Origin of the sequence: Sulfuricurvum sp. (genome assembly GCF_028681615.1) — a bacterium.
In the GTDB taxonomy this organism is placed as follows: Bacteria; Campylobacterota; Campylobacteria; order Campylobacterales; family Sulfurimonadaceae; genus Sulfuricurvum.
In genome coordinates this window covers 41112-54174 of sequence record NZ_JAQUHV010000003.1, presented here as the reverse complement: position 1 = coordinate 54174, position 13063 = coordinate 41112, and the positions used below count along the sequence as shown (strand labels likewise).

Here is a 13063-nt window from a genome sequence, read left to right as displayed (position 1 = left end):
TTATATTCTTCCTTTTCGATCAAGTTTTCCCCACGACATCCCCAATCCAAGCCATTCTTCAATCGTTGCAAAGATTTTGGTCAGATTAATGATACCGATAAAATAGAGCCTGTAAAGTATAGCGTAAAAAACCAGTGATAATTTTTCCTTCGTTATCAACACACAATACAACGCACCAGCGAGGTCAAGAATTGTAAACAGAGACCACCAGAAAAAGATAAGTGAATTGACCCCCGTTATCAATGTCAAATACAGCAAAAATATCGTTGCCCAAACATCCATAAAAGGCCAAAAAATCGATTCAAAGAGCATATACCAAAGAACGACCGTCATCGAAGGACGCCCTTGTGTATGAAAAAGGTAGGATTTATGTTTTCGGATCGCTTGTAAGATCCCTCTTGTCCAACGGTAACGCTGTTTGATAAGGTCAAGCAAGTGTTCGGGTGCTTCAGTATAGGCTACAGCATCTGATTCGAAATCAATTTTGTAACCTTCTGCAAGCAATTTCAACGTAACATCGCAATCCTCGGCAAATGTATCATGATCGTACAAACCCACTTTTTTCAGTGCTTCCGTACGAAACATTCCAATCGGACCGGGTATGATGTTAACAAGTTTTAAAAAAGCCTGCCCGTTGCGAACCATGTTCAGCCCTTCAATGTATTCGAGCGCTTGTAAACGGGTCACTGCATTAACTTGATTGACAACATAAACCGACCCGGCCACGGCGGCAATCTCTGGATTATCGAAATATTGTACCATCAAGGCTACCGCATCATCATTTAGCCTCGAATCGGCATCCACAACCATCACCATATCCCCGGTTGCATATTCTATCCCTGTATTTATCGCTCTTGATTTCCCTCCGTTTGGTTTTGTAACAACCTTGACCCGTTCGCTTTCATACCGTTTAGCAACACGGTACGTCTGATCTTTAGAACCGTCATCTACCACAATGACTTCCATATTCGGATAGGTCTGTTGCAATAGAGAAACAATCGATCTACCTATAACAACCTCTTCGTTGTAGCCAGGAACGATGATAGAAACCCTAAGATGGGTATGGAAGTTTTTTTGAACATTTTCTCGTTCAGTTTTTAATCCAACTTTAAAAATAGAGAAAAACATAAGTGTAAGGTATCTGAGAATAACCAGACCGGTAAATACCGATATGATAACGATAGCGAACATTATGAAAATATTGTCGATAGTTTGATAAAATGTATACATTTCACCGACATTCAAAAATGCCAGATAGGTCAGAGACAAAAATAAAAGTATGATAATTAAAGGCATTTAGAAATTATCACCATCGATAATAGATAAGTGCATTACACAGACTGTACGAATACGGTACCGATGTACTACTACCGCTGAATGAGCTATTATCTGAACATCCAAGCTTCAGATTCCATCCTTCATCAATCTTACGATCAATCCATGCACCAATTTTATAAAGAGATGTTTCACTATTAAATGAGTACCCAAGTGCACCATTTAGTTCAAGATTGAAACGTTCTGCCATCGGAAAATTCAAACCATTTGACACATAAGTCGCATCTGCAAAACTGGGAGAATAATAGGCATCTGTAGGCTGAGAATTGAACGTATACCAACCGCTCGTAGAGAGGGACCAAACAGCAATTGGTAATTCAAATTGATAGAAACGATACTGAAATTGCGGGGTAAAAATCATATTACCGTTCTCATCCCGGCCAAATTCCGCTGCCCCCCAAAATTCACGACCGTTTTCAAACAATGCGTAATCACTAATAGTTAAAGAAGTAAAAGAATTATGTTCTTCAAACGGTGTAATTGCGTATTTAGAAAATCCTATATTTCTTCTTTGCGCACTCAGACTAAGGGTATGCGGTGCTAATGGAAAAGAGGCACGCAAGTAAGGATTAAATTCACCCTTGGAACCCACAGTATCAAAAAACACCCCTCCTTCCCAATTTTCCTTACCAAGAGATACGAATGCACTCGTTCCCTCAATTCTTTTTTTTGTTGATTTATATTGATAACGTCCAATCTCACTTCTAAGAATGTAGTCTGAATCGGTCACATATTCACCGATAATTTTCCCTTGGAGAATTTCCAATCCATTGCTATCTTTCAGCCGATCGACTGCTACTCCGGTTTTTAGATTGACTCGGACAGGCTCATTGCGGGTAAGAGGGATATCTTTTTTTTGACTTTCTTCCACTTTGTTGTCTAATCGTGGAAACGGTATTTCATCAATATTCAACATTTCTGCTATAGCCGATGCTTCACCATCTTTTCCTTGAAACTGAAGCATTTCCATGTAAGCCCGGCCGTATTTAATATCGCCACTTTTCAAATACAAGCGACGGTAAAGACGCGATGCTTCCGAAAACTTCCCTTTTTGTCGAAGAAAATCGGCAAATTTTTCTTCTTCCTGCATTTCATTACCCAAATCCGGCTGCTCTTCTTTCTGCAATGACGGCTGTGGTAAAGCTTCTGTATGAAGTTGCACGCCGGAGGATTCAGTTATTTTAGAAATTTGTTGTATCAGCTTTTCAACATCGCCATCATTCTCTCCGTTATGACGTATCAAAAGCAAGGTATCGAGCGCTTCGCTATTCTTTCCAACCCAAAAAAGATTTTGGGCATATTCAAACCACGATTTTGGAGTATTGAGACTCTCGGCATATTTTTTCCAATACAATAATCCCTCTTCAGTCTGTTTCATCCGCAGTGATATATTCCCCATCTCTTTAAGCAAAGCTGGATCATTATTTTTACGATACTCCCGATCCAGATAATAGAGTGCTTTTTCGAATTGCCCATCCAAAACAAGAACATTAGAAAGTCGCTGAAGCAACTGTTTATTTTCAGGATTTTTCTTTAAATTTGCTTCATATTTAGCTATCAGACGAGTAAATTGTTTTTGGTCAAACCAAACCTCTTCTTGAACTTCTTCATCAGAGGGTTGCTCTTGATTCAACTGTGCAAACAACTGTGCCGCCGTGGCATTATCACCTTCCCAGCGTGCAATATAGGCCAAACTTTTTCGTGCTTCAAATCGTTCCGAAGGGTTTCCATGATGCTTTACCTCTTCAAGCAGCTGTTTTGCATCTTCATAGTCCCCTTTCCAACTGTATATCTGACCACTTGTTAATTTGGCCAAATAACGCTGTTTTCCTTCGACGCCCTGAAGGTAAATCAATGCTTCATCATATTGGCGGTTCCACGCAAGATTCTGTCCTAATGTCAAACGAATCTCAGAGTCAAACGGATAAGTTTTCAAATACTCTTTAAATAAAGCAATTTGATCTTCTGTGCGGCCTAATTTAGAATACAGATAGGCAACTTTCTGAACATTCTGTGTACTCGGAGATTGAGCATATTCCTCCAAACTCTCTTCAAGCAATTCACGATCTGTCTTTAAATGTGTTATGACTGGAATAGAAACTTCTTTTGTGACAGCAACAATCGAGCGACGCATTTCGTTCCTGTCCGAATCAGGAGATGTAGCTTTTATCTTTTTTACACTCGTTTCGGAGAACTCTTTAGGCATTGATGCAAGAATACTTCCGGCGAGGAACTTGTTTGATCCTTCAGCAATTTTACGTGCAAGCGCTTTTTTTACAGTATTACTTATATCAATATGATGACGAGACAAAATGGCATATAATTTTTCTGCCTCCTCTGGGGAAAATGAAGTAATACTGGTAACATACTCCTGGCTATTTAGATCAATCGCTTTTTTTTTCAAAAAAGACTGGTCTGCTTCTTGCTGGTGTAAATCATTTAATATCTTTTTGACAGAATAATTTTTCTTGGGATCCAACCCCTTCAACACATCGTACGCTTGTGCAATACGATTATTCTCGAGCAAAAAACGAGCATAAATCACACGATACTGAAAATCGTTTGGATGTTCGCGAATCATTTTCTGAAACGATGATTCGTCAATCCCCAAACTTGCATGTAATGCGATACTCGTCAATCCAATCCAAGCAATTTTGCCTACAACATTATTCATACAGTACTTCCGAATGTGTGTTCAAACAGGCGTACTTCACCGCTAAATAGAGTAGGTGCTTCATAAGCAGCGTCAAATATCACATCTTCTTTCAACAATAAAAACTTCTTCAATACCACTTCATAATCTGTTTTCTGGGTATTGCTGAGCATCAAATAAAATTTATGATGCTCATTATCTAAAAAGGCGACATCATCTTCTCTGAAAATCGTATCAAACCGTTCATTTTGGAAAGGAACAGTATAGGTAAAAACGAAAACGGTAAAAATACGTCTTGCACGAAGAGAGAGTTCTATCAATTCAATAAAATTACTTTCTGATTCTACCGTACTGGTCTGCATATGATCTCGAACACTGTCAGAGTAAAAGGTATTTCCAAGCGTTTTTTCAATAGTGAGAACGTAATCTATGATTCTGATTTTATTATCGTAAATTCCAGTTGCACCAAACTGATGCGCACGGATCTTGTCTTCAGCCCGAACAAAATCTTTCTCCAAAACAATCATCGTTTTAAGCTGAGGATAATTGGTATTGGCCTTCTCCAAAAACATCATTGCCGACATAACCGTTTCAGTTTCATAAACAATCAAAGAACTTTGAGACCACATCTCGTCAGATAATTCTGACAACTGTCTGAATCGACGTACGGCAATACGGACCAGATTGCCAAACAAATATTCATTCCATCCTGACAGATAAGAGCTGTGCGCAATAATTGCAATATTGATGTTTGCGTGATTCCTACTTAAAGGACGTTCTACTTCCACAGGCAAAATATTCGTAACAGCACCCACTGCTACCGGCTCTGTTTTTGTTTGCTGCAGCAATGTAAACGACTGATCTGTATACACAAAACTATGCAGAGTATTCTCGAGTGGATAGAAAGAAGAAAGAACTTGAACCTCCCGCCCTTTTTGAGTATTATCAAACGCAATCGAAAGAGTCAAGTCAGCATAATTGAGCAGGGCATCATGAATGGATGAATAATTTTCACTCCCTTTGAGCAACGTAATGACTGTTTTGATCTTTTTACTTAGAACCAATCGGACAATATCCGAAAGAATCTCAAAACTGCCAATTTGGTCCATCATATCAAAAAATAAATCGATCCGTTGAATGTAGAGTAGTTCTGTCTCGCTCTCACGGAGTAGTTTCTCAATGTCGTTGAATAAAAAATTCATCCCCATATGACGCTTGGAATTCTTCCAATCGTTATTGAGAATGACAGCGTGCTCAAAAACAAAAGCATTGTCACCCATCATTTTTTTGGTGATCTCATTTTTTTTATAAAATGTTTCTTCGGGAATCGTTACGATCTGGGTAGGATTTTTTAAACCAGAAGCAGCAGCAATGAAGGTAGCAAGCATATTTTTTCCTACACCTCTTTCCCCTTCGATTAGAATAACTTCAGCACTTGCAATGGTTTTATCAAGAATCATGAGAGGACCTTTCTAGGGTAATCAACCACTTTACATCTATCTTATAAGAACCGAAAAACCGCTCTTTAGATATCATTAAAAAAGGATCAGGAATTACTATTTTTATGAATTTGAAAGTAGGATAGCAAGGTTATATTGCGCGCGGCTATGTCCTTGCTCGGCTGCTTTACGGTACCATTTAAGAGCCTCTTGTAGGTCTTTTCCAACACCAATTCCTTCAGAGTATGCCAATCCAAGCTCATACTGTGCATCAGCATGGCCTTGTTTGGCTGCGAGAGTAAACCATTTAACCGCTTCCGATTCATTTTTCGCTACCCTACGCCCTTCAGCAAGGAGAACCCCCAAATTGTATTGTGCATTCGGATTTCCTTGTAGTGCAGCTTTCGTAAACAATGATATCGCCTGTGTATCGTTATTTGCTACACCACGGCCAGCAAGGTAATACAATGCAAGGTTATACTGCGCTTCAGAATACCCTTGCGCTGCTGCAGCCGCATACCATGCTGCCGCTCTCACATCATTTCTTGGAACTCCATTTCCTTCCGCATATAATAAAGCAAGATTATATTGAGCTCGAGGGTCACCCTGCTTGGCCGACTTCATCAACCATTTGGCTGCTTCTGACATTTGTGATATATCTTGCACACTTGTTATAGGCGCAATTCCGTCTTGATTTATGTCGACAACCGTAGATGATAACGGATTGGTATTTCCTGCCGATACAGCCATTGGAGCTGCTCCTACTCTCTTGTCACTTTTAACTTTTAAAGGGATAGTATTCGATTTGGAATCATTGCTTAACTTTTCTTTTGTTACAGCAACAGTTTGCTGTGCATCAACAGTTTTATTTTCCAAATGATTGTAACGTGACGAGAGAATGTTCTGTGCTTCTTTATCTCCCTGTGCAGCAGCCAAAGAGAGCCATTTTTCAGCAAGTTGATCATTTTTCTGAGTACCAAGACCGGCTCCATACATCACGCCAACATTATACTCCGCATCCACATGTCCTTGTTCTGCAGCTTTGAGATACCATTTGAAGGCATTAGCATCGTTGTGTTCCACCCCATACCCATTTTCATACATGATTCCAAGATTGTATTGCGCTGCAATATTTCCTTGCTCTGCAAGTGGCTGCCAAATTTTTACAGCTGTAGAATAATTTTTGGTATCAAAAGCTTTGACTCCATCTTCAAAAAAAGCTGCCATTAGTGCGGCTGAAAGAGCCATACTAATGAATGTAAGGCGCAATAATGACGAAGACGAAGCTCGTTTACTCATCGAATAAATCCTTGCGTTGATGGATGTTATGTGTACACTAACATAATTATTACAAAAACTATATCATAAATTACATTGATGTTTTTTTAAAGTTAAAGCGACTACATCCAACTTGGGCTTATTCTCTCAAAAATGCAATGACCTAATCTTGTTTTTCTTTGATATGTTTCAAAAAGCCAAAACAGAATTTGATCCCAAAAAAAATAGGACAAATCTGGATAAAAGCTTATATTTTAACTACAGGGAACACTTTTATGTGATGACCTAACATAAAAATAGAATGTGCTGATTAAATGAGAGGCAAGAACATAAACTTATCAAGATACCATTTTGCAGGTAACCGAATAAATTTATAGATGGATTACCCGAAATAAGTTGAGGAAATATTCGCTATTTAAAAAAGCGCATATGAGGCGAATTGACTTCTTCCAATATGAGCTACAAAACATTTATGCTCTATTGGAAAATCATGCGCTTGACATTTTACTGCCTCATTGTTAACGTTGGAATGATTTCCTTCATTATAGGTTCGTTTATGTAAAATAAACCTTGATATTTTATAAGAAAAAAATATGCAAGTCTAGTTGAATCAATCGCTATTATTGAATACAATAAGCCAATGCTTATCTAGAAATTAGCAATCCGATTCCTAAACGATTCTGCGGGTGATTGTAATCCATCAAACTCTCACCATAGCCGCTAAACCCCTTGATGAACAAAAAATTATTTTTAGAGTTGTTGATTGGGTATGAGTATTCACCTTCGATTGAACCACGGTTGTTGCTATTAAAATAAAGGTTATCCCGCAACGTCAGTTCAAATTGATGCTGCCCATAAAGATATTTGAATTTCAAATGACCGTATCCGAGATAAGAAGTAATGTCTTTATTATCACTGCTAGCGTGAGTATAACATCCTCTTAATTGAATCAGTAAATCGTTATACTGAAAATCCAAATCTGAATAAACTTGGTTCATATCACGAGACAACGGTTTCCCAAGTCCATTAGATTTATGCAGAAACCCGATACTAATGTCTTTTAAACCACTTAGAGAATCCAGTTCATGTGTGCTGGGAATAGTTATCCAAAATTCAGGTTTGTAATTCGTTTCCCGAAACGGAGCAGAATTGGTATATAACTGCCACCATACTTCTTGCGTGTATCCAAAAGAAAGCGTTTCATTCCAACCCAGTAAGTCATAGCTAAGCGTTTTTTTAAAACTGATCTGAAATTCCGTTTCGACATTGCTATTAAAAACATTGTATCCGGGGTAGTCGATACTGTTACGTTTCTCGTAATTTTCCGTCGTATACGAAAAGGGTATTAAATAATTTTTTTCATGAGGAAGTATCCCAAAATTGCTGAACATCGTAGATACCAATGATTTACGTTCTTCAGAATTTTTTGGCATATCCAAATGTTCATTCCCAAATTTCTGCATTTTTTTATCGGTCACTGGGTCGATCTGATAAACCTGTTTATCGCTACCTATTGAAGTATTATCTTCACTCTTGGCTAGTGCATTGTATGCGGCTTTCTTATACCAGTAAAAGGCCTGAGTCATGTTTTGATCCGTACCCGATCCGTTTTCATACATCGTCGCCAGTTGATATTGGGCATATCCATCCCCGCTAAGGGCTGATTTTTCAATATCGTGAAACGATCTCACACTATCGGCTATCAATGCAATATTGAAGAAGAGTAGCCATAGCAGTTGTTTCATAGGATTCCTTACTATCATGTAGATTGATTTGTTTTTCAACACCAAAGGTTTTTATCTCAAATTGCCGCTATTCTAGAATGTAAGAAATGTTATTGCGAAAAGATCACTACGCTGTAAGAGCCGATAGAAACAACAGCATGAAAGGGCATCCCATCATACTCACCCTCTATTGCGATAACATCACCACTCGGATAGTTGCCAAAATCATCATTGTACCCTTCCCAATCACTGTTGAAACGGAGTTTCCAAGCTCCTTCGGCCGGAAGTCCGATAACGTAATTTTCCTGTGCCTCATGTAAGAAGTTAGCAACGATTACAACGTCATCTGATGCACCGCCCTTGTCCCAGCGATGATATGCAATGAGCTTACGTTCATTGTTCATGTGATAGACCTGTGTATACTGGCCGCACAAACCGCGTGTGAAACCCTCGCAGTTTGAGCGTAACCGTATGAGATCCCGATACAGACGAACAATACCGTGAAATTCATCATATTGATCCCAATTAACGGGAACCGTATCGCGAAACCATCCCCCCTCTAGAAATTCCTGACCCTGAAAAAGCATCGGGATACCGGGAGAGGTAAAGACCATTGCCGCTGCCAATGTCGAACGTTTTTGTGCATACCATCCTTTTGGGTCATTCGGATTAATCTCTTGCGGTACACGGGCATGGCCGTTTGCTACCTCATCATGCGATTCGCTATAGATAATACGGTCAAAGGCATCATCGTTATAGCGGTATAAGATAGCATCACGGATGGCATCAAGCGAGCGCTGCTCGTCTTGGGGGGCAACCACCGCTTGACGTATGGGATGGACAAACATAGCATCCCACTGAGAAGCGAATCCGGCGCCGCCGGCGCCGACATCTTTGGTGATCCACCTGTTGTTTTGAAGATCTTCGGCAATGGTGATACGTCCGGGAAATTTCTGTGCGATTTGGCTATTGATCCATTGGAGCAGACTCCACCCCTCAGGAATATCTCGCTTTTCAGAATCGTTGATCATCCGAATAAATTGGGTGCAGTCAAAGCGGATACCGTCTACATGATATTCCTCGAACCACATCAGGGCGTTATCCATGAGGTATTCCCTTACCTCTCCCCGTCCGAAATCGGGTCTGGTTTCTCCCCATGGGGTAATCGCCCTTTCATCGTTATAGAAATAGATTCCGCCGCGACCGTTTTCGCTCCAACCGTCAAACTGCCACAGATCGAGATCACTGGGGCCAAGGTGATTGTACACCACATCCAGTATCACTGCGATACCCTCCTGATGGGCACGTTTGACAAACTGTTTAAACGCCAATGGTCCTCCGTATTCGCCTTCAACCGAAAAAATATGAGAAGGATTATATCCCCATGAGCGTTCTCCGGCGAATTCTCCTATCGGCATAATCTGTATCGCATTTATGCCGAGTTTTTTCAAATGATCCAGACGCGCGGACACCGATGAAAATTCACCCTGATGAATAACGTCTTCTTGATCATTGAACGTCCCGACATGCAGTTCGTAGATGACAAGTTCATTCCACGGCATAATAGTAAATTCGTCCCCCTCCCAGTCGAAACGTGTATCGTGAACGATAGCATTGCCGACGGAACTTGTCACTTCACGGGCATAGGGATCGATCCGCTTGAACTCACCGTTTTGAGTAGAGAGGAGAAACAGATACTCATCCCCTGCATGAGCCTCAGGCACATTTGCATACCAATAGCCATTTTCTTCAGAGAGCATCGGATGCTTAGTACCATCCCATTCGTTGAATGACCCGATAACGGATACGCGTTGTGCATGGGGTGCCCATACGCGGAAGGCAACGCCCTGCTCATGCAGAATCGATCCCATCCCCTTGATTTTAATTTCATTATTCATGGTCTAATTCTTCTTTTGATTAAGATAGGTCTAGATGAAGAGTCTCAAGCCCTGAACGAGAATGGATAAAAAGACATTGATCTCAGATGATGCGTAATGTTGTTCAGGAGGAAACGGCTCTTTTGGGACGCATCCCGTTGCCATTAGAGTGACAACGAGTGCGTAGACGGTAGTACTTCAGCATTTGACTAACGTGCTGAATGAGTAAATCCAAATATTTTTGTAAATCCGAGGATATCGGTAATCAATAAAACGATAAACACAAAAACAACTGCCCCTATGATACCGCCGAAATCACCGCCGGCCGGCAATGTATCGATTTGGGAAGAGATTTTTGATACCTCTTCATCACTCATCAGTGCAATTCTTTGCTCAACCATTTTAGGATCGACACCCATCTTTTCAAATGTTTTTGCGACATCTTCACGCGCCACAAATTGACTCACTTTTTCATGTGACGAAACTGCAGCAGGCTGGACTAAAACTGCCTCTGTTGAAGCCATTTGAGCCCATGAAATCTGGGCAAACACTGTAACACTTAGCACTATCGATAAAATCACTTTTGAGATTTTCATCTGGTTTCCTATTATTTATCTATTTTAAATGCAACGGTTAAAAATCATATCGCATACCAAAATACAGTGCATCGTTATAAGTAACATTGCGGCTGCCTAGATCGGTATCAATTTTACGATATCCCACCTCTATACGTCCATTATGAATCGGCTCAACATCAAGATGAATACGAGCTTCAAAATATTCGTCACCGTTTTGAAACGTTAATACAGATGGAGCATAGTACAAAACACCTCCGAAATAAAAGGGAAACGGTGTCGTAATCGGCAATTTCATTTCGGCTTCGGCACCTAAAGGAAGAGCCGAATAGTGACTCCCGTCCAATTTGGTGTATTCCCCTTTGACTCCAAGCCCCAGTGACAAACCTGTCATACTCGTTACCGGCCGCATAACCATAAAGGATAGTTCCATTAACGGATCAATATTTGAGATTTTGTCACTGTTGCTCTCATCGCCGTTTAGTATACCTGCTCCGATGTAAGTACCTTGCATACTGTTTCCCATCTGTGCCATATCAAGACGAACCTGACCTTCAACTTCTTTGTTATTAATATTTAACTCAACTTGATTGGCCGCATATACGGCACTGCTTATCATTGCACCTAGCATGATTTTTTCTAACATTGCATATCCTTGTATCTAATAAGGTAAATCGTTCCAAAGATCGATTCAGCGTGATGATCACATGTCTTAACAAACTTGTCATTTTGTTTATTCGCGCAGTTCTAATTCAATACGACGATTTACTGCACGCCCTTTTTTGATCATATTAGTCACAGCAGGTATTATTGCTCCCCTGTCTATGCTAATTGAACGCTTGGATTGAGTACCTTGCGCTGCCTGACTTTTTTTGTTTGTTTAGTTAAAAGCGAAAATTAGCACCGACATACCACATGCGAAGATCATCCGCACTCACGTCAACACCCAAAACCGTATCTTTTCCTGTTTCAACCAAATAGCGGTATCCGCCTTCGATTTCGATATTATTGACGATTCGTATGATAGCGCCCGCTTGAGCACCGTAGTGCATTCCGCTAAGATCCATTTTAACCCCGGCAGATTCTTCTTTAAGCCGGGTATATCCGATCACAGGCCCCAGGTATAATGAGACGGTATTATCAACAACAGGTAAAATATAATCAAATGCCAACGACACGCCATCACTATGTTGTACATAGCCTGTTGGTTCTACATACGTATACGAAAGTGATACTCTCCCGTATTCTCCAACATATTGTCCTACGGTAGCCGTATAGTGGGTATCATCATGTTTAGACTCAAAATCACCTGATCCAACACTGGTTTTCAATTCAGCATTTCCTACACTGGCACCGATATAAGCAACATTGTCTGCACCCATCAATCCACAACCGGCAAGTAAAGCTGCTAAAAGTATTTTTTTCATCATTCATCCTTTTTTATTAAAAACTAATTTTTGATCTTTGAAGTCATGTCACTGAAAGCTGTTTTCAAAGAATCCCAGCTCGATTCAACTCCGGCTTTCATAGATTCATACATATCATCAGTTGCTTGTATCAAGTCGGAAAGCTTTGTTTTTCCCTCATCGATTTTCTTTTCAAGCATAGTGATTTGTTTATTCATTTCGATCTGTGCATCGGCACTGGCCATTGAACTTTTGGCTTTTAATTTGTCAATTTCAGCCTTCCAAACATTGAGTTGTGCCTCTTTTTTTTGTTGATACAGTGCTTTATCACTCATACTATTTCCTTTTTTTGCTCATTAGAGCGATTGTCATCCCTGAATCACAAAGTAAAAATTCATTCACATGGATTTAAATTTGTTATTTAGACCAATGACCTGTTTAGTCTTGCAAAAGCCTCGTTTATAGTGTTACGAGAGCTGTCAATATCACCTTTGATTTGTTCCCAAGAATCTTCCATCTCTTCATTCAGCTCTTTTATCTTAGCCCTCATGTCGCTAGCCATTTTCTCCAGCGCTTCGATTTCATCGATAGAGTCAAGACGTTCTACATCTGAAGAACTTCGTATCTTTTCTTTAAGCTCAACCAATTTTTCCCGTGCACGATCCAACTCGGTTTCAATTTCCTGTTTGTATGCTTCTATTGTGCTCATAATGTTTCTCCTCTATTAATTGAGGTAGCCAGAAATTTACCAAAGAGTCCAATCTCTACTATTTGGA

At 40.0% G+C, this 13063-nt stretch carries 11 protein-coding genes; all 11 read right to left on the bottom strand.

Annotated elements, in window-relative coordinates; translation table 11 throughout:
- A complete protein-coding gene (locus tag PHE37_RS04920) occupies positions 1–1296 on the bottom strand; it encodes a glycosyltransferase (RefSeq protein WP_299995365.1) in 1296 nt (431 codons plus the stop codon).
- A 10-nt stretch (positions 1297–1306) separates the two neighbouring features.
- Entirely contained in the window at positions 1307–4009 is a 2703-nt protein-coding gene (locus tag PHE37_RS04915; RefSeq protein ID WP_300008262.1) for a hypothetical protein, read from the bottom strand.
- Positions 4006–5448 (bottom strand): hypothetical protein, encoded by a 1443-nt coding sequence (locus PHE37_RS04910; RefSeq protein WP_299995367.1) that lies wholly within the window; start codon positions 5446–5448, stop codon positions 4006–4008. The genes PHE37_RS04915 and PHE37_RS04910 overlap by 4 nt, the downstream gene beginning before the upstream one ends.
- A 102-nt stretch (positions 5449–5550) precedes the next feature.
- Positions 5551–6726 carry a tetratricopeptide repeat protein gene (locus tag PHE37_RS04905; RefSeq protein ID WP_299995368.1) on the bottom strand — a complete coding sequence of 392 codons (1176 nt, stop codon included), beginning with the start codon at positions 6724–6726 and terminating at the stop codon, positions 5551–5553.
- A gap of 623 nt (positions 6727–7349) precedes the next feature.
- A complete protein-coding gene (locus PHE37_RS04900) occupies positions 7350–8450 on the bottom strand; it encodes a phospholipase A (RefSeq protein WP_299995369.1) in 1101 nt (366 codons plus the stop codon).
- A gap of 89 nt (positions 8451–8539) precedes the next feature.
- Entirely contained in the window at positions 8540–10327 is a 1788-nt protein-coding gene (locus tag PHE37_RS04895) for an alpha-amylase family glycosyl hydrolase (protein WP_300008259.1), read from the bottom strand.
- A 188-nt stretch (positions 10328–10515) separates the two neighbouring features.
- Complete coding sequence (locus PHE37_RS04890; RefSeq protein ID WP_299995371.1) at positions 10516–10902, bottom strand: PA2779 family protein; 387 nt, start codon at positions 10900–10902, stop codon at positions 10516–10518.
- 37 nt (positions 10903–10939) lie between these two features.
- Positions 10940–11527, bottom strand: coding sequence for a YfaZ family outer membrane protein (locus PHE37_RS04885; RefSeq protein ID WP_299995372.1), 588 nt, complete (start codon positions 11525–11527; stop codon positions 10940–10942).
- 238 nt (positions 11528–11765) lie between these two features.
- Positions 11766–12308 carry an outer membrane beta-barrel protein gene (locus tag PHE37_RS04880; protein ID WP_299995373.1) on the bottom strand — a complete coding sequence of 181 codons (543 nt, stop codon included), beginning with the start codon at positions 12306–12308 and terminating at the stop codon, positions 11766–11768.
- Positions 12309–12331: 23 nt separating this feature from the next.
- Positions 12332–12622 carry a hypothetical protein gene (locus PHE37_RS04875; RefSeq protein WP_299995374.1) on the bottom strand — a complete coding sequence of 97 codons (291 nt, stop codon included), beginning with the start codon at positions 12620–12622 and terminating at the stop codon, positions 12332–12334.
- Positions 12623–12708: 86 nt separating this feature from the next.
- Positions 12709–12996 (bottom strand): hypothetical protein, encoded by a 288-nt coding sequence (locus PHE37_RS04870; RefSeq protein ID WP_299995375.1) that lies wholly within the window; start codon positions 12994–12996, stop codon positions 12709–12711.
- Positions 12997–13063: the final 67 nt, after the last annotated feature.